23 protein-coding genes are annotated in these 24666 nt (G+C 71.0%); 8 read left to right on the top strand and 15 right to left on the bottom strand.

What is annotated here, in order from left to right:
• Positions 1 to 88: 88 nt before the first annotated feature.
• The 8 genes from cobT to ACIBCK_RS19695 form a co-directional block, all read right to left on the bottom strand.
• Positions 89 to 4099: a nicotinate-nucleotide--dimethylbenzimidazole phosphoribosyltransferase gene (gene cobT / locus ACIBCK_RS19660; RefSeq protein WP_399391824.1), complete on the bottom strand. Its 4011-nt coding sequence runs from the start codon at positions 4097 to 4099 to the stop codon at positions 89 to 91.
• 354 nt (positions 4100 to 4453) lie between these two features.
• Positions 4454 to 5665, bottom strand: a complete 1212-nt coding sequence (gene cbiE, locus ACIBCK_RS19665; RefSeq protein ID WP_399391826.1) for a precorrin-6y C5,15-methyltransferase (decarboxylating) subunit CbiE — start codon at positions 5663 to 5665, stop codon at positions 4454 to 4456.
• 117 nt (positions 5666 to 5782) lie between these two features.
• The gene (locus ACIBCK_RS19670) at positions 5783 to 6427 is read right to left on the bottom strand and encodes a GNAT family N-acetyltransferase (protein WP_399391828.1); all 645 of its coding nucleotides are present in this window, start codon (positions 6425 to 6427) and stop codon (positions 5783 to 5785) included.
• 134 nt (positions 6428 to 6561) lie between these two features.
• On the bottom strand, positions 6562 to 7386 hold the full coding sequence (locus ACIBCK_RS19675) for a MetQ/NlpA family ABC transporter substrate-binding protein (RefSeq protein ID WP_399391830.1): 825 nt from the start codon (positions 7384 to 7386) through the stop codon (positions 6562 to 6564).
• 2 nt (positions 7387 to 7388) lie between these two features.
• Complete coding sequence (locus ACIBCK_RS19680) at positions 7389 to 8225, bottom strand: MetQ/NlpA family ABC transporter substrate-binding protein (protein WP_399391831.1); 837 nt, start codon at positions 8223 to 8225, stop codon at positions 7389 to 7391.
• 55 nt (positions 8226 to 8280) lie between these two features.
• On the bottom strand, positions 8281 to 9012 hold the full coding sequence (locus ACIBCK_RS19685; protein WP_399391833.1) for a methionine ABC transporter permease: 732 nt from the start codon (positions 9010 to 9012) through the stop codon (positions 8281 to 8283).
• Positions 9009 to 10067, bottom strand: coding sequence for a methionine ABC transporter ATP-binding protein (locus ACIBCK_RS19690; protein WP_399391836.1), 1059 nt, complete (start codon positions 10065 to 10067; stop codon positions 9009 to 9011). Before ACIBCK_RS19690 ends, ACIBCK_RS19685 begins: the two co-directional genes overlap by 4 nt.
• A 407-nt stretch (positions 10068 to 10474) precedes the next feature.
• On the bottom strand, positions 10475 to 11122 hold the full coding sequence (locus tag ACIBCK_RS19695; RefSeq protein WP_399391838.1) for an HAD family hydrolase: 648 nt from the start codon (positions 11120 to 11122) through the stop codon (positions 10475 to 10477).
• 92 nt (positions 11123 to 11214) lie between these two features.
• On the opposite strand from ACIBCK_RS19695, the gene ACIBCK_RS19700 reads away from it, so the two are divergent.
• Positions 11215 to 11574 (top strand): hypothetical protein, encoded by a 360-nt coding sequence (locus tag ACIBCK_RS19700; protein WP_367040068.1) that lies wholly within the window; start codon positions 11215 to 11217, stop codon positions 11572 to 11574.
• Position 11575: 1 nt separating this feature from the next.
• Entirely contained in the window at positions 11576 to 12010 is a 435-nt protein-coding gene (locus tag ACIBCK_RS19705) for a hypothetical protein (RefSeq protein WP_399391839.1), read from the top strand.
• Positions 12011 to 12016: 6 nt separating this feature from the next.
• Here ACIBCK_RS19705 and ACIBCK_RS19710 read toward each other — a convergent pair whose 3' ends face one another.
• From ACIBCK_RS19710 to ACIBCK_RS19720, 3 genes are all read right to left on the bottom strand, one after another.
• Positions 12017 to 12520 carry a GNAT family N-acetyltransferase gene (locus ACIBCK_RS19710; RefSeq protein WP_399391840.1) on the bottom strand — a complete coding sequence of 168 codons (504 nt, stop codon included), beginning with the start codon at positions 12518 to 12520 and terminating at the stop codon, positions 12017 to 12019.
• 37 nt (positions 12521 to 12557) lie between these two features.
• Entirely contained in the window at positions 12558 to 13073 is a 516-nt protein-coding gene (locus ACIBCK_RS19715) for a sigma-70 family RNA polymerase sigma factor (protein WP_399391842.1), read from the bottom strand.
• A gap of 74 nt (positions 13074 to 13147) precedes the next feature.
• Entirely contained in the window at positions 13148 to 14323 is a 1176-nt protein-coding gene (locus ACIBCK_RS19720) for a glycerophosphodiester phosphodiesterase (RefSeq protein WP_399391844.1), read from the bottom strand.
• Positions 14324 to 14778: 455 nt separating this feature from the next.
• Here ACIBCK_RS19720 and ACIBCK_RS19725 point away from each other — a divergent pair, with 455 nt between their 5' ends.
• A complete protein-coding gene (locus ACIBCK_RS19725) occupies positions 14779 to 15399 on the top strand; it encodes a 1-acyl-sn-glycerol-3-phosphate acyltransferase (RefSeq protein WP_237330157.1) in 621 nt (206 codons plus the stop codon).
• 210 nt (positions 15400 to 15609) lie between these two features.
• Here the strand turns inward: ACIBCK_RS19725 and ACIBCK_RS19730 are convergent, their stop codons facing one another.
• The 4 genes from ACIBCK_RS19730 to argH form a co-directional block, all read right to left on the bottom strand.
• Entirely contained in the window at positions 15610 to 17151 is a 1542-nt protein-coding gene (locus ACIBCK_RS19730; RefSeq protein WP_399391847.1) for an MFS transporter, read from the bottom strand.
• A complete protein-coding gene (locus ACIBCK_RS19735) occupies positions 17148 to 17699 on the bottom strand; it encodes a TetR/AcrR family transcriptional regulator (RefSeq protein WP_399391849.1) in 552 nt (183 codons plus the stop codon). The genes ACIBCK_RS19730 and ACIBCK_RS19735 overlap by 4 nt, the downstream gene beginning before the upstream one ends.
• Before the next feature lie 114 nt (positions 17700 to 17813).
• Complete coding sequence (locus tag ACIBCK_RS19740) at positions 17814 to 18788, bottom strand: aldo/keto reductase (protein ID WP_399391850.1); 975 nt, start codon at positions 18786 to 18788, stop codon at positions 17814 to 17816.
• A gap of 96 nt (positions 18789 to 18884) precedes the next feature.
• Entirely contained in the window at positions 18885 to 20315 is a 1431-nt protein-coding gene (gene argH, locus ACIBCK_RS19745) for an argininosuccinate lyase (protein WP_399391852.1), read from the bottom strand.
• A gap of 137 nt (positions 20316 to 20452) precedes the next feature.
• Here argH and ACIBCK_RS19750 point away from each other — a divergent pair, with 137 nt between their 5' ends.
• The 5 genes from ACIBCK_RS19750 (at position 20453) to ACIBCK_RS19770 (ending at position 24639) form a co-directional block, all read left to right on the top strand.
• Entirely contained in the window at positions 20453 to 21040 is a 588-nt protein-coding gene (locus tag ACIBCK_RS19750) for a pyridoxamine 5'-phosphate oxidase family protein (RefSeq protein WP_399391854.1), read from the top strand.
• Positions 21041 to 21043: 3 nt separating this feature from the next.
• Positions 21044 to 21757 carry a L,D-transpeptidase gene (locus tag ACIBCK_RS19755; protein ID WP_399391856.1) on the top strand — a complete coding sequence of 238 codons (714 nt, stop codon included), beginning with the start codon at positions 21044 to 21046 and terminating at the stop codon, positions 21755 to 21757.
• A 94-nt stretch (positions 21758 to 21851) separates the two neighbouring features.
• Positions 21852 to 22847: a bile acid:sodium symporter family protein gene (locus ACIBCK_RS19760; RefSeq protein WP_399392293.1), complete on the top strand. Its 996-nt coding sequence runs from the start codon at positions 21852 to 21854 to the stop codon at positions 22845 to 22847.
• 71 nt (positions 22848 to 22918) lie between these two features.
• Entirely contained in the window at positions 22919 to 23635 is a 717-nt protein-coding gene (locus ACIBCK_RS19765; RefSeq protein ID WP_399391858.1) for a GntR family transcriptional regulator, read from the top strand.
• Positions 23635 to 24639 (top strand): ADP-ribosylglycohydrolase family protein, encoded by a 1005-nt coding sequence (locus ACIBCK_RS19770; protein WP_399391860.1) that lies wholly within the window; start codon positions 23635 to 23637, stop codon positions 24637 to 24639. Before ACIBCK_RS19765 ends, ACIBCK_RS19770 begins: the two co-directional genes overlap by 1 nt.
• The last annotated feature ends 27 nt before the right edge of the window (positions 24640 to 24666 follow it).

Consider the following 24666-nt stretch of genomic DNA (forward strand, 5'->3'; position numbering starts at 1 on the left):
CGGGGTTCTCTCCCCCGGCCCCGCCCCTTCCCGAAACCGGGACCTCGCCCCTGGCCCCCGTGCGCCCAGCGGGAGCAGCGGCGCGCGGCTACTTTTCTGTGACGCCCGCCGAGTCGAACGTGGCCACCTCGTGCATCGCGCGCGCCGCGCTCTGCACCACCGGCAGGGCCAGGAGGGCGCCGGTGCCCTCGCCCAGGCGGAGGTCGAGGTCGACCAGGGGGCGCAGGCCCAGCTTGTTCAGGGCCGCCACGTGGCCCGGCTCCGCGCTGCGGTGGCCCGCGATGCAGGCCGCGAGGACCTCGGGGGCGATGGCGCGGGCGACCAGGGCCGCCGCGCCGGCACTCACGCCGTCCAGGATCACCGGCGTACGGAGGGAGGCGCCGCCCAGGAGGAGGCCCACCATCGCGGCGTGCTCCAGGCCGCCGATCGCCGCGAGGACGCCGATCGGGTCGGCCGGGTCGGGCTGGTGCAGTTCGAGCGCGCGGCGTACGACGTCGACCTTGCGGCCGTGCATCTCGTCGTTGATGCCGGTGCCACGGCCGGTCACCTCGCCCGGGTCCGTGTCCGTGTAGACGGAGATGAGGGCCGCGGACGCCGTGGTGTTCGCGATGCCCATCTCACCGGTGAGCAGGGCCTTGTTGCCCGCCGCCACCAGGTCGCGAGCGGTCTCGATGCCCACCTCGACGGCCGCCTTGACCTCCTCGCGGCTCAGCGCGGGGCCGGTCGTCATGTCGGCCGTGCCCGCACGGATCTTGCGGGGCAACAGGCCGGGGGTTGCCGGGAGTTCACTGGCCACGCCCACGTCGATGACGCAGACCTCGGCGCCCACCTGGTTGGCGAAGGCGTTGCAGACCGCGCCGCCGCCGAGGAAGTTGGCGACCATCTGCGCGGTCACCTCCTGGGGCCAGGCGGTGACGCCCTGGGCGTGCACACCGTGGTCGCCCGCGAAGATCGCGACGGCCGCGGGCTCCGGGATCGGCGGCGGGCACTGCCGGGAGAGGCCGGAGAGCTGCGCGGAGATGATCTCCAGCATGCCGAGCGCGCCCGGCGGCTTCGTCATGCGCTTCTGCCGCTCCCACGCCTCGCCGAGCGCCTTCGCGTCCAGCGGGCGGATGTTGGAGACGGTCTCGGCCAGCAGGTCGCTCGGGTCCTCGCCGGGCAGCGCGCGACGGCCGTACGTCTCCTCGTGGACGACCCACGAGAGCGGGCGGCGCTTGGACCAGCCTGCCTGCATCAGCTCGGGCTCCTCCGGGAACTCGTCGACGTATCCGACGCAGAGGTACGCGACCACTTCGAGGTGCTCGGGCAGGCCGAGGGTCCTGACCATCTCGCGCTCGTCGAAGAAGCTCACCCAGCCGACACCGAGGCCCTCGGCGCGGGCCGCGAGCCAGAGGTTCTCGACGGCGAGGGCCGAGGAGTACGGCGCCATCTGCGGCTGGGTGTGCCGGCCGAGGGTGTGGCGGCCGCCGCGGGTGGGGTCGGCGGTGACGACGATGTTCACCGGGGTGTCGAGGATCGCCTCGATCTTCAGTTCCTTGAACTGCTTCGCGCGGCCCTTGGGGAGCGACTTGGCGTACGCGTCCTTCTGGCGCATGGCCAGCTCGTGCATCGTGCGGCGGGTCTCCGCCGAGCGGATGACGACGAAGTCCCAGGGCTGCGAGTGGCCGACGGAGGGCGCCGTGTGGGCAGCTTCCAGGACGCGGAGCAGTACCTCGTGCGGGATGGCGTCGCTGCGGAAGCCGTTGCGGATGTCGCGGCGTTCGCGCATGACGCGCAGGACGGCTTCGCGCTCGGCGTCGTCGTAGGCGGGGGCGGCGGGGGCCTCCGACTGCTGGGGCTGCACCTGCTCCGGCTGCTGGACGGGTTCCGAGGGCTCGTCCGTGGTCTCCGCCGGGTCGGCGGCTTCGGTCATCCCGGCGGGCCCGGCTTCGACGAGGGCCACGGGCTCGGAAGCCTCGGCGGCTGCGGCGGGCTCCGCTTCGGCGGGCGCGGCGACCACTTCGAGGGGCGTGGCTTCGAGGGGCGCCGCTTCGGGGAGCGTGGCTTCGGGGAGCGTGGCTTCGGGGGCCGCCTCCGACAGTTCGTGCGCCGCGGCCACGGGCTCCTCTGCCGCTTCCGGCGCCGCCTCTGGTACCGCTTCCGGAGCTGTCTCCTGCGCGGGAGTTGCCGCTGCGGGCTCCCCGCCGTCACGCGGTGCGGGCACGGTGGCCGCGGGCTGCGGGGACGCGGACTCGGGGGCGTCTGCTACTCCGGCGGACTCAGCGGACTCAGCGGACTCAGCGGATTCGAGAAGGGTCGAGGGCTCCTGCGCCATGAGGGGCTCGGGGGCCTCGGCGACCTCCGGGGTCGCCGGACCCTCCGGGATGTCGGCTGCCTGAGGGGTGGCCTCGGCCTCGGCGGGCTCCGGCTGAGCTTCGGGGGCCTCGGGCTGCGGGGCCTCGATGTGCTCCGGGGGTACGGACATGGCGTGCGGCGGCGTCGGTGCCAGGTGGGGCGTGGTCGGCACGGAGCCCTCGACCGGCACGAACTGGCCCAGGGGCGCGGGAGCCTGGGGCTCCGCGAAGGGCTGGTGCGCGTCGCCGGGGAGCCCCTCGCCCTGGGGCGTGTGGGCCACGGGGGCCTCTGCGTACGGTGTGGCCTGCGGAGCCTGGGGAGCCTGCGGGATGTGCGGACCCTGGGCAGCGTGCCCCGCGCCGGCGAGCGGCGCGTCCGACCAGGGCTGTGCCCCGGCCATGGCGAACTGCGGCTGGCCGGTGCCAGGGGCGTGCGCGGGCTCCTGGCTCGCTTTCAGGGCTGCGGGCGAGGACGGTTCCACGACAGAGGGCTGCTGGGTCTGCGGCTGTACGGCCGACCGCTGCTCGGCGTCCAGGGCGTCCGTGCTGTCCATGGCGTCCATGGCGAAGGCCGTCCGGCCCTCCTCGGCGCTTTGCGCGATCGCGGCGTCGGCGGCATCCGCGGCCTGCGGGAAGAAGACAACGGGCGTTTCGGCGGCCGGGGCCGGCTGCGCGCCGAGTACTTCAGGTGTGCCCTCTGCGCCCGGCGTGCCCTCTGTGACGGGAGCGGCGGGAGCAACGGGTGTGACGGGAGCGCCGTCCGGGACGACCGTTTCTGCTGGTACGGCGGACTGCATGGCCTGCTCGGCCTGCGCCTGAGAAGACTGCGAAGCCTGGGAGTGCTGGGGCGCCTGGGAGTGCTGCGGCAGGGACGTCCACGGCGTGGCGCCCTGCGGCGCGTTCTCACCGAGCTGCTGCCCCGGCAGCGGCGCCCCGTCCTCGTCACGCGGGATGTCGAGGTACTCGGGCCCCACCGTGGGCGGCCCCGCATGGCGAGCGGGCGCGGCGTGCTGCGGCGCACCGGCCGGGCCGCGGTCGGCGAGGGAACGTACGGGACTCCCCGAGGCGTCGGGCACGGCGGGACCCGAAGGCCCCCGGTGCAGCGGGCGGCGGGAGGGGCCGGGATGCGACGCGGGCGCCGGGGTGGGCGCACCCGGCATCCGGACGCCGTTCAGGTCGACCGAGCCGCTGTCGCGGCCACCCGTCTCGTGCGGGCCGGGCTGATGCGTGGCCTGCGGCTGCCCGACTGACTGCTGCCCGACCGACTGCTGGCCGACCGCCTGCTGCGCGAACGCCTGCTGGGCCGCAGCGTGCTGCCCCGCCGCCGAGGACTGATCCACCAAGCCCTGATCCACCAGGGCCTGATCCACCAGGGCCTGATCCACCAAGGCCTGGTCCACCACGGGCTGTTCCGCCATGGAAGGCGCCGCCACGGGCTGGCCCGCCGCGTGCTGCCCGGCCGCATATTGGTTGACCACTGCCTGGCCCAAGCCCTGCTGACCAACGCCATGCTGACCGATGCCCTGCTGTTCGGGCACCCCCGGCTGGGCCTGTGGCAGCGGCTGTGCCGACTGCGGCTCGCTCCAGGCGCCCTGGGCACCCGGCATCAGCAACAGGTCGTCTTCGTCTGCGGGAGCGACGCTCTCGGCGGGATTCTCGGAGGGGTCGAGGTAGGTGTACGCACCCGGGGCGAGGACGCCCGGCTGCTCCACCATGCCTGCGTTCTCCGGCAGTCCCTCGCCCGGGACCTGGCCGGTGTCGGTCATGCGTAACCCCTCGCCCATCGGTTAGTGCTTCTTCGACCGCCCCTCAGCCTTCGGCCGGGGAAGCCCCATTGCCCGGAGCGGCGCACCAACCGCCCGTCATCCTCAACGAGCGTGCGCGCCGCGCGGCACGAACCGCGTACGGACAACAGGCATTGTCCCGGTCGGCCTGCCGCTGCGGCGGCTTGATCCGCAACGGTCCGCTGTGGGCTGCGCCACGTTGCGCGCCCTCCGGTCCTGCCGTACCACACACCCCCCAAAACGGGTGAGCTTTCCGGACATTGACCAACTATTTGCCGGACACTCGGGTGCGGTACAACAATCGGCCAGCCTACCCCGCACCGTGTGGCAGCAGGGTCACGGGGCGCGATCGGGCAACTGTCCGGAGAGCAGGAAGACCACGGTCCGCTCCCGCTCCGTCCACGCGCGCGTGTCGAGCTCGACGGACTGGAGCAGCGCGCACTCGACCGCGTATCCGTGCTCCATCAGGCCCCTGCCGATGAGTTCGGCCGCGTCGCGGGTCGACGCGTGCGTCACGATGCGCGCCGGGCGCCGGTCGGCGACGGCCGACACCACCTCGGCTCCCCCGCCCCCGATCCGTACGACATCGGGCTCGGGCAGGTCTTCGAGGACGTGCGGCGCCGTGCCGTGCACGACCTGCGGCTGTACGCCGAAGTGGCGGGCGACCGCCGTGGTGCGCGCGCAGGCGTCGGGGTCGGCGTCGACGGCGATGACGGCGGCGCCGAAGCGTGCCGCCTCCGCGGTGAAGGCGCCGCTGCCGCAGCCGATGTCCCAGACGAGGTCACCCACGCGCGGTCCGATGCGGGCGAGTTGAGCGGCTCGCAGGCGGTCGCTCTCGCCCTCGCCGAGGCCGTCCTCGCCGCCGTAGGCGGGAGCGGGGAGCGCCCAGCCGCGCGGGGTGCCCGGGTCGCGGCCCGCGATCCAGCCGGTGTCGGAGGCGGCGACCGGGCCGCCGATGACGATGACGACGTTCGGGTCGCGCCAGGTGTGGTCGGCTGCCTTGTCCGAGGTGAGGACGGTGACCTGTTCGCGCTCGGTGCCGAGCTCCTCGCAGATCACGAAGGTGCGGTGCACGTCCTGGAGAAGCAGGCCGAGCTCGGCCGGGCCTGCGCCGGGCGAGGTGAGGACGGCGACCTTGGTGTGCGCGCGGCAGACGTTCACGGCGCGGCGCAGCGTGCGGGGGTGGGCGACCACGACCTGGGCGTCGTCCCACGGCATCCCGGCGCGGGCGAAGGCCTGGGCGACGGACGAGACGGCGGGCACGACTTCGACCTCGAGGCCGAATTCGGGGGCGCGCAGCGTGCGGACGACGCCGAAGAAGCCGGGGTCGCCGTCGGCCAGGACCACGGCGGTGCCGCGGTGGGCGGCGATGCGGCGGGCGGCCAGGCTCACGCTGCCCAGGCGGATCCGTTCCGCGGTCGGCGGCACTTCGGCGAGCGTCAGGTGGTGAGCGGCGCCCGCGACGAGTGTGGCGGCGCCGAGCGCCGAGCGCGCGGCGGCGGTCAGCGGCGAACCGTCCCAGCCGATCACCGTGACGCGGTCGGCCATCTTCGTCGGTCTCCTGGGTCTCGCGGGTCGTCTGAGGGGGCCGGGCGTCGTGTGCAGGGGCAACCGCGTGCGGCCAGGGGCGAGCGTACCTGGTGAACCTCTGTGCCGCTCCGGCGGTCAGTTCCAGTCGGAGAAGGCGCTGAACCCGCTGTCCGCGAGCTGCTCGCCCACTCCCTCCAGATCCTCGGGGAGCAGGCTCCACACGATGAGGTCGGTGCGGACGTCGATCCAGCCGCCGAAGGGATCCCCGCCGTTCCTCGTACGCGCTATCCAGGCGCCCCGCAGGACTCCCTCGCTGATGCAGCCGATCTTCTGCGCGACCTGCTGAGCGGCCGTGTTGTCGGCGGCGGTGCGCAGCTCGATGCGCTCGAAGCGCTGGTCGTTGAAGAGCCACTGGGCGGTGGCGAGCGCCGCCTCCGACGCGTAGCCCTCACCGCGGGCCCAGGGGGCGACGACGTAGTTGAGTTCGCTGGAGCGTACGCGCCAGTCGGTGTCGCGCAGTTGCACGATGCCGACCAGGCGCTGGGTGAGGAACTCCGTGACGGCCAGGGCGATTCCGCGGCCCTCGGTGCGCTCGGCGGGCGCGACGCGGGTGATCCAGTCGCGGGCGTCGTCCTCGGTGTAGGGCTGGGGCGCTGAGGTCCAGGCGGTGACCATCTCGTCGTTCATCATCTCCGCGTACGCGGAGACGTCGGCGTCCTCGAACGGGCGCAGCACCAACCGCTCCGTGCTGATGGAGATATCAGGGAAGGTGGTAGTCATGCGCTGCTCCGTAACCTGGAACCCTCGGCCTGCTGAAGTGCCCAGCATGCAGCATGTCGGCGCGCAAACGCACCACGGGGTCCGCTCCTTCGTCAGGAGAGGACCCCGTGGTGAGGGCGGAAACGGACTGTGCGTCAGCTCGCCACGACGGGCAGGACGGACCCCTTGTACTTGTCCTTGATGAACTGCTTCACCTCGGGTGAAGTCAGCAGTTCGGCCAGCTTCTTGACCCTCGGGTCGTCCTCGTCGCCCTTCTTGACGGCGAGCACGTTGTTGTACGGATTGTCCTTGGGTGACTCGAGAAGGATGGCGTCCTTCTTGGGGCTGAGTCCGGCGTCGAGCGCGTAGTTGTTGTTGATGACCGCGGCTTCGACGTCTTCCAGGGAGCGCGGCAGCTGGGCCGGTTCCAGCGGCTTGACGGTGAGCTTCTTCGGGTTGGACGTGATGTCCTCGGGGGTCGCGTTCGCGCCGGCCCCCTTCTTGAGCCCGATGACGCCCTTGGAGGCGAGGAGTTCGAGCGCCCGGCCCTCGTTGGTGGTGTCGTTCGGGACGGCGACGGTGGCACCGGCGGGCAGCTCGGTGACGTCCTTCGCCTTCTTCGCGTACACCCCCATCGGCGGCAGATAGACCTCGGTCACCGGCGTGAGCTCCGTCTTCTTGGACTTGTTGAAGTCCTCCAAGTACGGGGCGTGCTGGTAGAGGTTGGCGTCGAGGGACCCTTCCTGGAGCGCGGTGTTCGGCGTGACGTAGTCCGTGAACTCCGTGATCTGGAGGTCGAGTCCCTTCTTCTTCGCGAGGTTCTGCTTGATGTACGTGAGGACTTCGCCGGCCGGGGTCGGGGTGGCGCCGACGGTGAGCGTGTCACCGTCCGAGCCTCCCGAACCTGATCCGGAGCCGCACGCGGTCAGGCCGAGAGTGAGCGCGAGTGCTCCCGCGGCCGCGATGACGTGCCTGCGCATGATCAGAACGCCGCGACGACGGCGCCGTCGTACTTGTCGTCGATGAACTTCTTGACCTCGGGCGAGGTGAGGAGCTTGGCGAGCTTCTTCACGCGCGGGTCGTTCTCGTCGCCCTTCTTCACGGCGAGGAAGTTGCCGTAGGGGTTGCCCTTGGCGGGCTCGGCGACGAGGGCGTCCTTGGCCGGGCTGAGCTTGGCCTCGAGGGCGTAGTTGCCGTTGATCACCGCGGCGTCGACGTCACCGAGGGAGCGGGGCACCTGGGCGGCCTCGATCTCCTTGAACTTGAGGTTCTTCGGGTTCTTCGAGACGTCCTTGGGGGTCGCCTCGTAACCGACGCCCTTCTTGAGCTCGATCAGGCCGTTGTCGGCCAGGAGCTTGAGCGCGCGGGCCTCGTTCGTGGTGTCGTTCGGGAGCGCGACCGTGGCGCCCTTCTTCAGGCCGTCGAGCTTCTTGACGGTCTTGGAGTAGACGCCGAGCGGCTCCAGGTGCACCGTCGCCTTCGGGACCGGCACGATGTCCGTCCCGTTCTTCTTGTTGAAGTCGTCGAGGTACGGCTTGTGCTGGAAGTAGTTGGCGAAGACCTCGCCCTGCTCCACGGCGGTGTTCGGCGTGACGTAGTCGGTGAACTCCCGCACGTCGAGGTCGAGACCGGCCTTCTTCGCGAGGTTCTTCTTGACGTAGTCGAGGATCTCGCCCTGCGGCGTGGGAGTGGCGGCGACGATGAGCGGGCCGTCCTTGTCCCCCGCGGCGGAGCCCTTGTCGGAGCCGCAGGCGGAGAGACCGAGGGTGAGGGCTCCGGTGGCGAGGACAGCGGTGGTGATCTTGGCGGTGTTACGCACGAAAAGTGCCTTTCTCCATGGGTGGTACGCCCCGCGATGGGGTGTGCGGGGTGGGTCAGATCGAGGGGGTCGGGGGCGGCGGCGTCTTGAGCTTGAGCAGCCGCAGCTTGGGTGCCGCGCCCGAGTGGCCGCCGCGCCGGTGCAGCCTGCGGGCCGCGTAGTCGCCCGCGAACTGGATGATCGAGATGACGACGGCGAGGACGCCGACGGTGATCCACATCAGTTCGGTCTCGAAGCGCTGGTAGCCGTAGCGGATGGCGATGTCCCCGAGGCCGCCCGCGCCGACGGCGCCGGTGATGGCCGAGTAGCCGAGGATCGTGACGATCGTCGTGGTGGTGCTGGAGATCAGCGAGGGCAGCGACTCCGGCACGAGGACCTTGCGTACGACGGTCCAGGTGTTGCCGCCCATCGACTGCACGGCCTCGACGAGGCCGCCGTCGACCTCACGCACCGAGGTCTCCACAAGGCGCGCGAAGAACGGGATGGCGCCGATCGCGAGCGGCACGATGGCGGCCTCGCGACCGATCGTGGTGCCCGTGATCCAGCGCGTGAGGCCCATCAGCGCGACCATGAGGATGATGAAGGGCATCGAGCGCGCGATGTTCACGACCTGCCCGATGAGCTTGTTCAACACCGTGTTCTGCAGGAGCCCGCCGCGGTCGGTGAGGACCAGCAGGATGCCGAGCGGAAGTCCGACGACGACGGCTATCAGCGTCGACCAGCCGACCATGTAGAGGGTGTCCCAACAGGCCTGCTCCAGCAGGGGCTGCATCTCCGACCAGGTCACTTGGCACCTTCCTTGACCAGCAGCGTGGCGTCGTTCGGCGTGGTCACGGGGCCCTGGCCCGCGATGTCCACCTGCAGCCCCTGCTCGCGCAGGAAGCCGATCGGCACGACGTTCTCCTCGAAGCGTCCCGGCAGCTCGATGCGCATGCGGCCGACCTGCTTGCCCGCGACGGTGTCCATCGCGGCACCGAGGATCGAGATGTCGATGTTGTACGTGCGCGAGAGCTGGGAGATGACCGGCTGGGTCGCGGCTTCGCCGTGGAAGGTCACGTCGACGACGGTGCGGTCGAGGCCCGATGCCTCGCCGCTGACCGGGAAGAGCGCGGCGGCCAGCTCGGAGCCGGGCGTCGCGAGCAGCTCGGTGACGGTGCCGGACTCGACGATCCGCCCGTTCTCCATGAGGGCGGCGGAGTCGCAGACGCTCTTGACGACGTCCATCTCGTGCGTGATCAGCAGGACGGTCAGACCGAGCTGCTGATTGAGGTCGCGCAGGAGCTGGAGGATGGAGCGGGTGGTCTCCGGGTCGAGGGCGCTGGTCGCCTCGTCGGAGAGCAGCACCTTCGGGTCGCCGGCGAGCGCGCGGGCGATGCCGACACGCTGCTTCTGGCCGCCGGAGAGCTGCGCCGGGTAGGACTTCGCCTTGTCGGCGAGGCCGACCAGGTCGAGCAGTTCCAGGGCCTTGCGGGAGCGCTCGGCGCCGCTGAGGCCGAGGATCTCCAGGGGCAGCTCGATGTTGTCCTGCACGGTGCGCGAGGACAGCAGGTTGAAGTGCTGGAAGACCATGCCGATACGGCTGCGCGCCCGGCGCAGGTCCTTGCTCGCGCGGCTGCCGCGCCCCGCGATGGCGGTGAGGTCCTGGCCGGCGACGCTCACGGTGCCGGCGGTGGGGCGCTCCAGGAGGTTCACGCAGCGGATCAGCGAGGATTTGCCGGCGCCGGACTGGCCGATGACGCCGTACACCTCGCCTTCGCGGACATGCAGATCGACGCCGTCGAGGGCAGTTACTTCACGACCGCGTGAGCGGTAGACCTTGGTAAGGCCGGAAGTGGTGATCACAGGGGTTTCCGTCACTGTCGAGTGCGCGGCGCGGGTGTCGCCGGGCACGGGGCATTCGTGGGGAACGCGGCACGGTTTCTCGCGGTGGCGAAAAGAACCGGAGGAGGTGTGCGCGGGGCAGGCTCGCGTCCTACGTCATGGCCGCCGGTAAGGCGTACGTGGCACAGGGGCGCGGCACAGCGGCTTCGCTTCGGGGCGCGATGCTCAGGAGTGGTGCGGGGGCCCTCAGAAGGCGCACATTCGACACATACAACGAGCACCGGGCGTCGTGATCGCCTCGGTCGCAAGGGTGCGGCTGCTCGTCGTGGTCATGTGGAACAGTAAAACACGCGTGCGTACGCACCCCTCCCCGGTTGTCCGCTATACGGACAGCCGGTGGACGGGCACGGACACGGACGGGCGGCTGCTCAGTCCTCGGTGGTGATCTCCACGCCACCCTCGATGGCCTGCGCGGACACGGCCGAGAGGTCCTTCACGACGACGTCGGCGGAGAGCTCGCCCGCGGTGTGCGTTGTGGCCAACGCCACGGTGGTCATGCCGGCCGCGCGTCCCGCCGTGAGACCCGCGGGGGCGTCCTCGAAGACCACGCAGCGCGCCGGGTCGACGCCCAGTTTCGCCGCCGCGAGCAGGAAGGGCTCCGGGTCGGGCTTGCCGCGCGTGATGTCGTCGGCGGCGATGAGCATCTGCGCGTCGATGCCGACCTCGGCGAGGCGTGCCTCGGCCAGGCGCCGCCCGGCGGAGGTGACGACGGCCCAGCGCTCGGGCGGCAGGGATGCGAGCAGCTCACGGGTGCCGGGAAGGAGCACGACGCCGCCGGCGACGTCCGAGACCTCCAGCTCCTCGATGCGGGCGACGGCCTCGGCCACGCGCTCGGCGGGCAGCATGTCGGCGATGATCTCGGCGGCGGGGCGGCCGTGCAGCTCGACCTGCTCGAACACCTCGGCGGTGATGCCGTACTCCTGCGCCAAGCGCCTCCAGCAGCGGTACACCGACTCCATGGAGGAGATGAGGGTGCCGTCGTTGTCGAACAGGAGCGCTTCAGCGTGGATCTTCATGGTGTCCGAGCGTACGGGTCACCCCCGGGGTGCGCGCATCGGGCCTAAGGGGTGCGCGCATCGGGTCATAGGGCCCGTAATAAAGTCGCCGCATGCTTGTTGCCCTGACGATCGCGACCGCCGTGGCCGCGCTCGCCCTCGCCGCGTGGTGCGGTTTCGCCGCCTACCGGGACCAGCCGACCAAGGACTGGCACTTCATCGGCATGGGCGTGGTGACGTTCCTGGCCACCGTCCAGCTGATCGTCGGCATCGTCCAGCTGGCGCGGGGCGAGAAGCCCGAGCAGGGCACGACGATCTTCGTGGCGTATCTGATCGGCTCCTTCGCCTGTGTCCCGGCCGCGGGCTTCATGTCCCTCGCGGAGCGCACCCGTTGGGGCTCGATCACGGTCGCGGCGGGCGGCGTGGTCCTCGCCGTGCTCCAGGTGCGGCTCTACGACATCTGGGGAGGCTGAGGTGACGGTGACCGAGGACGGCAAGAGCCAGGGCGCCCGGCAGAGGCTGATCAGCGGGCCCGGCATCCTGCTGGTGTGGCTGTACGGGGTGATGGTGGTCGGCGCGGTGTCGCGCTCCGCCGTGCAGATCTCGACGGACTTCCACAAGGCGCCGCTCGCGTACACGCTGTCCGCGCTCGCGGGTCTCGTCTACGGCTTCATCACGTACTCGCTCGTGCGCGGCGGCGAGAGGGCCCGCAGGGCGGCGCTGGTGTGCTGCGCCGCCGAGCTGGTGGGCGTCCTGGCGGTGGGGACGTGGACGCTGGCCGAGCCGTCCGCCTTCCCCGACGCCACGGTGTGGTCGGACTTCGGGATGGGCTATCTGTTCATCCCGGTGATCCTCCCGATCACGGCGATCTTCTGGCTGAACAAGGCGCGGAGGGCAAGCGCCCCGTAAGTGCGCTCAGACGCTGGTCGCGTAGGCGCTCGCGCCGACCTCCTTGGAGAGCGTGACCAGCGTCAGCCGTTCACTCACCTGCTGGGCGCCCACCGCCACGTAACCGTGCTTGCGGTAGAGCTGGAGATTCTGCTCGCTGCGATGGCCGCTGTAGAGCTGGAAGCACTTGGTGGTGCCGCCCGCGCCGAGGCGCCCCTCTATCGCGTTCAGGAGCCTGCCTCCCAGGCCGTGCCGCTGCAGCCTGGGGTGGACGATCAGTTTGTTGATCCGCGCCGTGCCGTCGGCGTCGACCGTGCCGCGCACCGACGCGACCACCTCGTCGCCGAGGCGGGCCACCAGCACGGTGCCGGCGGTCAGTTCGTCCTTGATGGAGTCGAGGGACTGTGTCAGCGGCTCGATGGAGTAGTCGCCGTACAACTCGGCCTCGCTCTGGTAGCACAGGTACTGCAGTTTGAGGATCTTCTCGGCGTCCTGTCCGCCCGCCTCCGAGATGGTCACGCTCATGCCCATGTGTGCATGCCTCCCGCTCACCTGCTCCGCCGGTTGTCTATCGCTCCTTTCCCCACGGTTCAGGAGCCGCAACCTCCGCCGCGAGCATTCTGCGCAGGCATCCCAGGCAACGGGAACGTTCCGGCCCCAGGCTGCCCTGTGACATTCCCAACTCGCCTGCGATCTCCCGGTAGGTGAGGTCCTTGGGGGACAGGAGCGCCGCCATGAGACCGGGGCAGCGGCCGGGCAGTCTGCGGACCGCCGCGTGCAGGGTGCGGTCACGGTCGGCCCGCAGGGCGCGCTGCTCGGGTCCGCGTTCGGTGTCGTCGGCGGGCTCGGCCGCGTATGCCGTCTCGCGCTCCTGCGTACGACGCGTGCGGCGCGCCTCGGCCGCGACGGCGGCCCGTAGCCAGGTGGCCGGGTCGGCGGGTGGGTCCGCGGCCTCCATGCGTTCCAACAGGCGCAGCCAGACGGCCTGTTCGAGGTCGCCGGGGTCGGCGCCGGAGCCGTGCGCCGCGGCGGAGGCCTCGGCGGCGAGGAGCGGACGCAGCGCGGGGATGAGCGAGTGAGTCATGCAGGGCGGGACGCGGCCGCTCCGGCAGGAGGTTGCCGGGGCGGCCGTCTGTCACCCCAACCGGGGCCGGGCGATCAGCCGTTGACGAAGTCCTCGCGGGCGAGCAGCGCGGTGTCGCAGTTGTCGGAGAAGATCCCGTCGATGCCCGTCTCGAAGTACGTCTTGAACGCGCCGAAGGCGTCGCCGTAGGCGTTCGGGTCGGTGCCCTTCTTGAAGTTCGTGGGCAGGAAGGTGTTTTCGTTGCGCATCGTGTACGGGTGCAGGATGAGGCCCGCCTTGTGCGCGTCCTTGACCAGGGTGGTCGGGGTGCCGAGGCTGCCGTCGGGCTTCTTCGGGATGATCAGGTCGAGCGTGGGGCCGATGCCCTGCGCGAACGACGCCATCCACTTCAGGCCCTCGGGCTTGATCAGGTCGGCGACGGTGCGCGGGTCGCCCGCCTCGACGAAGTCCCAGGGGCGCGAGCTCGCGCCGGACAGGAGCACCACGAGCGGTGGGTCGACGAGCTTGTTCAGGCGCTGGATGCTGCTGGGCTCGAAGGACTGCAGGAAGTTGGGCGAGCTCTTCTTGTGCCGCCCGTACTTGCGCAGCAGCTTGGCGAGCGGCTCTTCCAGGCCGAGGCCCAGCTTGCGGAAGTACGTGGGGTGCTTGGTCTCGATGTGCAGCCAGACCCGCTTGCCGCGCTCGCGCCCCTCCTTGTCGGCCCACCGGAAGACCTCCTCCAAGGTGGGCACCTCCCAGCGGCCGTCGTAGAGGGTGTTGCGCTGGCGGGTGCCGGGGATGCGTTCCTTGGCGCGCAGCGTCTTCAGCTCGGCGAGCGTGAAGTCCTCGGTGAACCAGCCGGTGAGCGAGACCCCGTCCACGGACTTCGTCGTCCTGCGGGAGGCGAACTCGGGGTGCGCGGCGACGTCCGTCGTCGCGGTGATGTCGTTCTCGTGACGGCATACGAGGTGGCCGTCCTTGGTGGGGACGATGTCCTGCTCGATGACGTGCGCGCCCATGTCGAGGGCGAGCTGGTACGAGCCGAGCGTGTGCTCGGGCCGGTAGCCGCTCGCGCCACGGTGCGCGACGACCGTGGGCACCGGCAGGTCCTTGTGGCCGTGCCCGTGCCCGTGCTCGTCGGCTCTCGCCACGCCGGGCAGTCCTACGACGGCTGTGCCCGCCCCGAGGACCGCCGCTCCCAGTACCGCGCGCCGACCCGGCCGCCGCTCCCCCGAACCCGACTCCGACCGACCCGACTTCTGTGTAGCCATTGAGCGCTCCTCCCGTTGCACTGCCTTGCACCTGACAAAGCGGCACGATCGTAGGTGGCCCCACGTGACGGATGGGAGACCCCGGACCGAACGGAAGGGTGACGCCGGATGGCTACTGGTGTGCGGGGCGGGGTCCTTTCGGTGAGTGTCGTCCGCCTCGGAAGGACCGTGAACTGCGTGGCAGCGCGTGACCGCGGTGCGTGACAAGGGCCACTAGGACGCGCCACATCCCGCACACAGGGATAACGTCGTCACAGGGAGAGCGGTTCGAGGGCTACACCACGCGCCCGCATGTCAACTCTGCGTATCCAGTGCGTGAACCCGATGTGCGGTGAGCGGGGACCCGCGAGTATCGTCCTCACCTGCACATACTCGTCGTCGACCCGTTGACACCGGAGGGCCCGTTGTCCCGTCTCGCGCTCATCAAGGCTGTGCTCGGACCGATCTTGCGTCTGATGTTCCGCCCCCGGGTGGAAGGCGCAGAGAACATTCCGGGCACCGGTCCGGTCATCATGGCCGGCAACCACCTCACGTTCATCGACTCGATGATCATGCCCCTCGTCTGCCCGCGCCCGGTGTTCTTCATCGGCAAGGACGAGTACGTGACGGGCAAGGGGCTCAAGGGCCGTTTGATGGCCTGGTTCTTCACCGGCTCCGGGATGATCCCCGTGGACCGCGACGGCGGCCACGGCGGTGTCGCCGCGCTGATGACCGGGCGGCGCGTCCTGGAGGAGGGCAAGCTCTTCGGCATCTACCCCGAAGGCACCCGCTCCCCCGACGGCCGCCTGTACCGCGGCCGTACGGGCATCGCCCGCCTGACCCTCATGACCGGCGCCCCCGTCGTCCCCTTCGCCATGATCGGTACCGACAAGCTCCAGCCCGGCGGCAAGGGCCTCCCGCGCCCCGGCCGCGTGACGGTCCGCTTCGGCGAGCCGATGGAGTTCTCGCGCTACGAGGGCATGGACCGCGACCGCTACGTCCTGCGGGCGGTGACGGACTCCGTGATGACGGAGGTCATGCAGCTGTCCGGCCAGGAGTACGTGGACATGTACGCCACGAAGGCGAAGGCGGCGTAGCCCGGGGCTCGGTCTTTGGCAGTGCGCCCGCCCCGGTGCCGGGGCGGGCGTTTCGCTGTCCCCCGTCGTTCGCCACCTGCGGGCCGCCTGCGGCTGAGCGCGCAGTTCCCCGCGCCCCTTACGGGGCGCCCACCGCCGTCCCTGGCTGGTCGCGCCCACGCGGCGGAGCCGCATGTTGTCGCAGCCCCGCGCTCCCTTACGGGGCGCCCTTCAGTGCTCTACGCCGTCCTCCAGCTTTGAGCCCTTCAGCAGGAACCACGCCGCCACCGCCGTGGCGATGAGGACTGCCGCGCCCGCGCCCGCGGCCAGGCGTAGGCCGTCGACGAAGGCGTCCTGGGCCGAGTGCAGCAGGGCCTGGGCCTCGTGGGCCGGGAGGGCGCCGGAGGATTCCACCGCGCCGCCCAGCGACTCGTGTGCGGCCGAAGCCACCTCGGGCGGGGTGCCCGCCGGAGCGGTGAAGTCCCGGTAGACGCCCGTCACGATGGAGCCCAGCAGGGCGATACCGAGGGCCGCGCCCAGTTCGTACGCCGTCTCCGAGACCGCTGACGCCGCTCCCGCCTGCTCCTTGGGCACGCTGGAGAGGATGACGTCGGCGGTCACCGTGAACGAGAAACCCGCGCCGATGCCGACGACCAGGAGCGAGGCTCCGAGCAGCGGATACCCGGTGCTCTGCTCCAGCGTGGTGAGCGCCGCCAACGCGATGCCCACCGCCGCGAGCCCACCGGCGACCACCGCGCGCACGGAGAACCGCCGCGCGACCATGCCCGCGATCAGACCGGCCGCCACCGCTCCCACCGCGGCGGGCAGTTCGGCGAGGCCCGCCTCGAACGGCCGCCGCCCCTGCACCAGTTGCAGGAACTGGGAGAGGAAGAAGACCAGGCCGGAGAGGCCGAGCACCGTGAGGAGGTCGGCGAGGACCGCTCCGGAGAACCCCCGGTTGCGGAACAGACGCATGTCGAGGAGTGGCGCCGTCAGGGTGAGCTGGCGCCGTACGAACCAGGTGAGCGCCGCCACGCCGAGCACGCCCGCCACCGCGACGTCCCAGCGGAAACCGTGCGCCGCCGCTTCCTTGATGGCGTACACGACGCCGATCATGCCGATGAGCGAGAGCACGACACTGATCAGGTCCCACGGACCCGGCGCCGGATTCTTCGATTCGGGCAGGAACTTGATGCCCACGAGGACCAGGACAGCCATCACCGGCAGGTTGATCAGGAAGACCGAGCCCCACCAGAAGTGTTCGAGCAGGAAGCCGCCGACGACAGGACCGACTGCCGCGCCCGCCGACGCCATCGCGCCCCAGATACCGACCGCGAGGCTGCGCTCGCGCGGGTCGTGGAAGATGTTGCGGATCAGCGCCAGCGTGGACGGCATCAGCGTCGCGCCCGCGACACCGAGCAGCGCACGGGCCAGCATGAGCAGTTCGGGTGTGGTCGCGTAGGCGTTGAGGACCGAGACCGCGCCGAAGGCTACGGCGCCGACCAGCAGGAGCTTCTTGCGGCCGATGCGGTCACCGAGGCTGCCCATGGAGACGAGCAGACCGGCGATGACGAACGAGTACACGTCGCCGATCCACAGCAGCTGCGTGCCGGTCGGCTTGAGGTCCTCGCTGATGTACGGCGTGGCCAAACCGAGCACCGTCGCGTCCACCGCGACGAGCAGCACGGCAAGGACCAGCACGGCGAGCGCGAGCCAGCGGCCGGGGCTGCGCTCGACCTCCGCCGACGCGGTCCGCTGTTCGATGCTGGTCATGGTTCCACTCTCCGTTGCGCGCCGCCGATCAGCAGCTCGGCGATCATGTGTGTGAAGTCGTTGGCGGCCACGCGGCCGTCCAGTACGGCCCAGGCGCCCGCGCCGATCAGGCCGTACAGCGCCTCTGTGAGCCAGACGGGGCTCAGGTCGATGCGAAACTCTCCGCCCTCCTGGCCGCGCCGGAAGAGCGCGCCGATGTTGTCGTCGAGCCGGGACCAGCCCTCGTGCTGCGCGTCGTCCTCGAACAGCTGGTTCTCGGTGACGAGGAACGCGAGCAGACCCGCGGCAGGCTGGATCTCCTTCACCATCCGGCGCAGCGCCTCCTGGGCGCTGTCGTCGCCGAGCCTGGCCGCTTCGAGCGCGGCCTCGCACTCCTGGATGCCGAGCTCTTCCAGGGCGCGTACGAGGGCGTCGCGCCCTGCGAAGTGACGGTGCAGGGTGGCCCGGCTGATCCCCGCCGCGCGCGCCACCTCGTCCATCGTGGACGAGCCTTTGCGGGTGAGGAGCGCCGCGGCGCTGCGCAGCACCTGGTCGCGATCGACTGACATGAGACAACCATAGACCATGTGAGACATTTTTGTCTCACGAGATAGGCGCGCCTCTCAGCGGAGGGGTGGCCTTTGGAGGTCTCGGTCTCGCGGAGGGGTGCCCTCCGGGGGTTCTCAGTTCCAGGGCAGCTGCCCGCGCCGCTCCCAGTACGCGGCGGGCTCCTCCGCGAGGCCCGCGAGCCGCTCGAGCTGCCCGGCATCGAGGTCGACGGCCGCCGCGTGCAGGTTCGACACGAGCTGGACCGAGGTGGCGGCGCCGGAGAGCACCACCCCCGCCCAAGGCTGCCGGAGCACGAGGGCGAGGGCGACCGCGTCACAGCCGAGCCCGGCCTCCCCGGCGGTCTCGCGCAGGGCCCCGGGCGCCTGCGGGTCGGCGAGGCGGCCGTTCGCCATGGCCTCCTTGACCAGCACGGTGAGCCCCGCGTCGTGGGCCTCGGCGAGCGCGGGGCCCGCCGACGTCTCCAGGGCGTTGTACGTGGCCTGGACGGTGCGGAAGAGCGGCTCGCCGTCGACGGTCACTTCGAGCGCGGCGCGGATCGCGGCCGCCTGCTCCGGGCCGCTGACGGAGAGCCCGACCGTCACGCCCGCTGCCGCCAACTCGGCCAGTTTGCCGTGCAGTTCCTTGTCGTTGAGGGCGGGGCTCTGCGGCGTGACGGAGTGGATCTGGTAGAGGTCGAGCCGCTCGCCGAGCAGCTGGGCACTCTCCTCGCGCTGCCGGACGTACGCGGCGACGCTGTGGTCCTTGACCTCGTGCGAGCCCGCGGCGTCGGCGTTCCAGGCCGCCGTGTACGTGTAGCCCCACTTGCTGCCGATCACGACGTCACGGATGTCGGGCCTGGCGTGCAGCCAGTCGGCGAGGAACTCCTCGGAGCGGCCGTACGAGCGGGCCACGTCGATGTACCGGACGCCCAGCGCGTAGGCGGCGTCGAGGAGTTCGAGGGTGCGCTCGCGCAGGGCCTCGACACTGCGCGATGGCGGCAGATCGGCGTCGCGGCCGAGCGTGATGTAGCCGGGCCTGCCGACGGCGGCCAGGCCGAACCCGATGTGGGCGGTGGGGGTGGTCGCTGCGGCCAAGCGCGAGAAGGGCATCGCGGGCTCCGTTCGGTCGGCTCTTTCGGCTCCTTGCGGAAGACGACCAACGTAACCCGCGATGCCCACGTCAACGCGGCACGCACTGCCCCGGCGTCACTTACGCGCCGCGGCCCACTCCTGCTGGACCGTCAGGTCGGCCTTGACCTCGGCGAGCTGGGCGGCGACGGCCGAGGGGGCGGTGCCGCCGCGGCCGTTGCGGGACGCCAGGGCTCCGGGGACGTTCAGGACGGTCCTGACCTCGGGCGTGAGGTGCTCGGAGATCTTGGCGAACTGCTCGTCGGTGAGCTGGTCGAGCTCGATGCCGTGCGCCTCGCACTCCTTGACGCATTCACCCGCGACCTCGTGCGCGACACGGAACGGCACACCCTGCTTGACCAGCCACTCGGCGATGTCCGTGGCGAGCGAGAAGCCGGCCGGGGCCAGCTCCTTCATGCGCTCGCGGTGCACGGTGAGCGTCGCCATCATGCCGGTGAAGGCGGGGAGCAGGACCTCCAGCTGGTCGCAGGAGTCGAAGACCGGCTCCTTGTCCTCCTGGAGGTCGCGGTTGTACGCGAGCGGGAGCGCCTTGAGCGTCGCCATCAGGCCGGTCAGATTGCCGATGAGGCGGCCCGACTTGCCGCGCGCGAGCTCGGCGATGTCCGGGTTCTTCTTCTGCGGCATGATCGACGAACCGGTCGAGAACGCGTCGTGGAGCGTGACGAAGGAGAACTCCTTCGTGTTCCAGAGGATGATCTCCTCAGCGATCCGGGAGAGGTTCACGCCGATCATCGCGGTGATGAAGGCGAACTCCGCCGCGAAGTCACGGGCGGCCGTCCCGTCGATGGAGTTGGCCGCCGAGCCGTGCTCGAAGCCGAGGTCGGCGGCGACCGCCTCGGGGTCGAGACCGAGGGAGGAGCCCGCGAGCGCGCCCGAGCCGTACGGCGAAACGGCCGTCCGCTCGTCCCACTGCCGCAGGCGTTCCGCGTCCCGGGAGAGCGACTGGACGTGCGCGAGGACGTGGTGCGCGAAGAGCACGGGCTGGGCGTGCTGGAGGTGCGTACGTCCCGGCATGGCGACGTCGGGGTGCGCCTCGGCGAGGCCGACGAGCGCGCCCTGGAGGTCGGCGATCAGGCCGCCGATGACGCGGGCGTGGTCCCGCAGATACATCCGGAAGAGGGTCGCCACCTGGTCGTTGCGCGAGCGCCCCGCGCGCAGCTTGCCGCCGAGGTCCGCTCCGAGGCGTTCGAGCAGGCCCCGCTCCAGGGCGGTGTGCACGTCCTCGTCGGCGATGGTGCCCACGAAGGAGCCGTCGGCCACGTCGGCTTCGAGCTGGTCGAGGCCGCCCTGCATGCGGGTCAGCTCGTCCTCGGTGAGCAGCCCCGCCTTGTGGAGGACGCGCGCGTGGGCGCGGGAACCGGCGATGTCGTACGGCGCGAGGCGCCAGTCGAAGTGGACCGATGCCGACAGCTTGGCCAGGGCCTCTGCCGGGCCGTCCGCGAACCGGCCGCCCCAGAGCCGGACGTCACCGCCGTTGTTGCTGCTCACTTCACGTGCTCCTTAACCTGCATGCGCCGTTATGCATGAGTATGCAGTGCGCCGTATGTTTCGTCAATCCAACCACGATGCAAGACATCCGCCAAGTCGTTAGACAGGCGAACTAACCTTGTGAATAATCCTTAGGCATGGGAAAGACTTACGAACGCATCGACGGCAGACTCCGCTCGTTCATCGAGGCCCAGCCTCTCTTCTTCACCGCGACCGCGCCCCTCTCCGGCGACGGCACGATCAACCTCTCCCCCAAGGGCATCACGGGCTCCTTCGCCGTCATCGACGAACACACCGTGGCCTATCTGGACTTCGCGGGCAGCAACGCCGAGACGGTCGCGCACCTGCGCGAGAACGGCCGCATCACCCTGATGTGGACCGCCTTCCAGGGCCCGCCGAACATCGTCCGGGTGCACGGCCGCGGTGAACCCGTCTTCCGCGACGACCCGCGCTGGGCCGACCTGCTCGGCCACTTCCCCGACGTCGACCCGACCCCGCACGGCCTGCGCGCCATCATCGTCGTGACGGCCGAACTCGTCCGGGACACCTGTGGATACGCGGTGCCCTTCATGTCGTACGACGAGGACCGCGACCTGCACGCCAAGCGGTTCGCACGGGAGGACGACGCCTCGCTCAGCGCGTACTTCGCCAAGAAGGAGCACATCGCACAGAGCATGGACGGCCTGCCGGGGCTGCCGCTGCCCTTGCCGCCCAGTACGGTCTGAGCCATGCGCCCCCGTGCCGTCGCCCTCGCGTCCGTCAGCGCCCTCGTCCTGGCCGTCGCCGGCACGCTCGGCGCCGCGCCCCACGCGAACCCCCCGCTGCCGGACCGCATGGCCGACACGGGCGACGGCACCCAGCTCATCACCGCCGAGGCCGCGCGCACCAGTTCCACCACCGGCACGGTCACGTGGTGGGACCGCAGTGGCGGGCGGTGGGCGAAAGCCGGGGCCTCCGCGGCCCGGTTCGGTGCGAACGGCCTGACGGAGGGCGGCTCCCGCAAGCAGGGGACGAACACGACGCCCACCGGGCTCTTCCGGCTCCCGTACGCCTTCGGGATCAAGCCCGCGCCGCCCGGCACGGACTACTCCTACCGCCGCGTCGCGAAGAACTCCTGGTGGTGCCAGGACAACGACTCGCGCTCCTACAACCGCTGGACCCAGCCACGCCCCGCCGACTGCCGCGCCGCCGAGTCCGAGCACCTCATCACGTACGACCCCCAGTACGTGCACGCCCTGGTGATCGGCTTCAACTACGACCGCCCGGTGCGCGGGCGCGGCGCCGGAATCTTCCTGCACGTCAACGGGCGGGGGGCGACGGCGGGTTGTGTGTCCGTGCCTGAGGATGCGATGCGTCGGATTCTCGCGTGGGCCGATGAGGCGCGGCGGCCGCACATGGCGATCGGGACGGCGTCGGGGCCCACCGCTCTGACGCGCTACTGACCAGCCCCCTGCCAGCTCGTTCCTCAGCTCGGTTGCCAGCTCGGTGTAGCGACCACATATCGAGACGGGGTTGCGTGCGTTCGGCGCGGCGGCGTTGCATCGCCGGGTGCGAACCGAACAGACGATCCCCAGTACAACGAAGAGCGGCGACAAGGCGGCCCGCCTCGCCGTCACGGTCTTCCCCGTCCTCGTGCTCGCCGCGGGCGCGCTCGGCCTGCTGGCGCCGGACACCTTCAAGGGCTGGGGCACGGACGTCCCGTACCTCCTGGGTCTCGTGATGTTCTGCATGGGGCTCACCATGACCCCGCTCGACTTCCAGGGCGTCGTCAAGCGGCCCTGGGCCGTCGCGCTCGGCCTTGTCGCGCACTACGTCATCATGCCGGGGCTCGGCTGGCTGATCGCCCACGCGCTCGGGCTCTCGCCACAACTGGCCGCCGGTGTCATCCTCGTCGGCTGCGCGCCGAGCGGGACCGCGTCCAACGTCGTGACCTATCTGGCGCGCGGCGACGTGGCCCTCTCGGTCTCGGTCGCCACCGTGTCGACCGTGCTCGCGCCGCTCATCACTCCCCCGCTGACACTGCTCCTCGCGGGCGAGTATCTGCCCGTGGACGCGGGTTCGATGGTCACGGACATCCTCAAGACCGTGCTGCTCCCGGTCATCGCCGGTCTCGTCGTACGTCTCCTGTTCGGGCGCTACATCGGCCGAGTGCTCAGTGCGTTGCCGTGGCTGTCCGCCGTGACCATCGCCGTCATCGTGGCCATCGTCGTCGCGGGCAGTGCGACGGCCATCAAGTCGGCCGCCCTGCTCGTGTTCCTCGCCGTCGTCCTGCACAACGGCCTCGGCCTCGCGCTCGGCTACGGCGCGGGCAAGCTGGCCCGCCTGGGCCCGCCCGCGTCGCGCGCCATGGCCTTCGAGGTCGGCATGCAGAACTCCGGACTCGCGGCGTCGCTCGCCACCGCCCACTTCAGCCCGCTCGCCGCACTCCCCGCCGCCGTGTTCTCCGTGTGGCACAACGTCTCGGGAGCGCTCGTCGCCGCCTGGATGTCGCACCGGGCGCGGCGGACGGAACAGCAGGCCGAGCAGGCCTGACGGGCACCCCGCCGCAAAGAATCTTCAGGCAGCCGTAGACAGGACGGATCAGCTCCGCTTAGCTTCTAGACATGCCTGGACAGGTTCATAAGCATCATCGTGTCGCGCACGTACTCGCCGACGAGATCCGCGCCGGAGTCCACGCCGACGGCAGCCGTCTGCCCGGCGAGCACGCCCTGCGGGAGCGGTTCGGCGTCAGCCGTACGACCGTGCGGCAGGCGCTCAGCGCGCTCGGCGAGCAGGGGCTCATCGAGACGCATGCCGGGATCGGTTCGATCGTCACGTTCGACGGCACCCCGCTCGACCAGCAGCTCGGCTGGACCCGGGCGCTCGCCGACCAGGGCACCGAGCTCTCCACCGACACCCTCCGCTTCGAGCGGGTCGCCGATCCGGAGCTCGCCGCAGAACTCGGCCTCGCGGAACCGCACTTCGTCGCCCTCGACCGCGTCAGGCGACTGCCCGACGGCGTGGGCGTCTCGCTGGAGCGCAGCCGCGTGCCCGCCGTGCCCGCCCTCGCCGACCTGCCGGAGCGCGGCCTCGAAGGCGGCTCCCTCAACCGGACGCTGCTGGCCGCGGGCCGCGTCGCCGCTTCCAGCGACGCCCGCATCGCGGTGTCCGGCCTCGGCGACCGGGACGCGGGGCACCTCCACCGCTCCCCCGGTGAGCCGTTCATCCGGCTCACCCAGGTCTTCCGCGATGCCGATGGGGAGGTCGTGGAGCAGGTGACGAGCCTGCTCGACCCGTCCCGTTTCCAACTGCACGTACGCACCGGCCGAGGAGGCCACTGATGACCACCGCACCGCCCGACGTTCTCGACCGGGCACTCGGCGCCTTCTACGGGCTCGCGCTCGGCGACGCCCTCGGCATGCCGACCCAGGTCATGTCCCGTGAGGACGTCGTGCGCGTCTACGGCACGCTCACCGGCTTCGAACCCGCCCGTGACGACAACCCCGTGAGCGCGGGGATGCCCGCCGGCGCCGTCACCGACGACACCGACCAGGCGGTCATCGTGGCGCGGCTGCTCGTCGAGGGCGGCGGGCACGTCGACCCGCTGCGGTTCGCCGACGAACTCCTCTCCTGGGAGCGGGAGATGAAGGCCAAGGGGTCCTTCGACCTGCTCGGCCCGTCCACCAAGGCCGCCCTTGACGCCGTCGCGGCGGGCGCCGACCCCAAGGAGGCGGGCAGGTACGGCACCACCAACGGCTCCGCGATGCGCGTCACCCCCGTCGGCATCGCCTTCGCCGCCGATCCGCTGCCGGACTTCCTCGACCGGGTCGTGGAGTCCTGCCAGGTCACCCACGACACGAACATCGGCATCGCGGGCGCGGCGGCCGTCGCCGCCGCGGTGAGCACGGGGGTCGCGGGCGGCACGCTCGACGAGGCCTTCCGGGCCGCGATCACCGCCGCCGAAGCGGGAGCGCGGCGCGGCAACTGGATCGCCGGCGCCGACATCTCCACCCGGATCGGCTGGGCCCGCGAGCTGGTGCACGGCCTGGACGAGGCCGCGGCCCTCGACCGTATCGTCGCGCTCATCGGCACCAGCGTCGCCAGCCAGGAGTCGGTACCCGCCGCGTTCGCGGTGCTCGCACTGACCGGAGGAGATCCCTGGCGCAGCGCGCTCCTCGCGGCGAACCTCGGCGGCGACAGCGACACCATCGCCGCGATCGCGGGTGCGGTCGCCGGATCGGTACGCGGGCTCTCCGGGCTGCCCGCCGATGCCGTACGCACCCTGCGCACGGTCAACAGCCTCGAACTGGAGCCTCTTACGGCCCAGTTGCTCACCCACCGCTAACCCCCGTCCTGCCCGCTTCCCCCACGT

Origin of the sequence: Streptomyces sp. NPDC051218 (genome assembly GCF_044455475.1) — a bacterium.
In the GTDB taxonomy this organism is placed as follows: Bacteria; Actinomycetota; Actinomycetes; order Streptomycetales; family Streptomycetaceae; genus Streptomyces.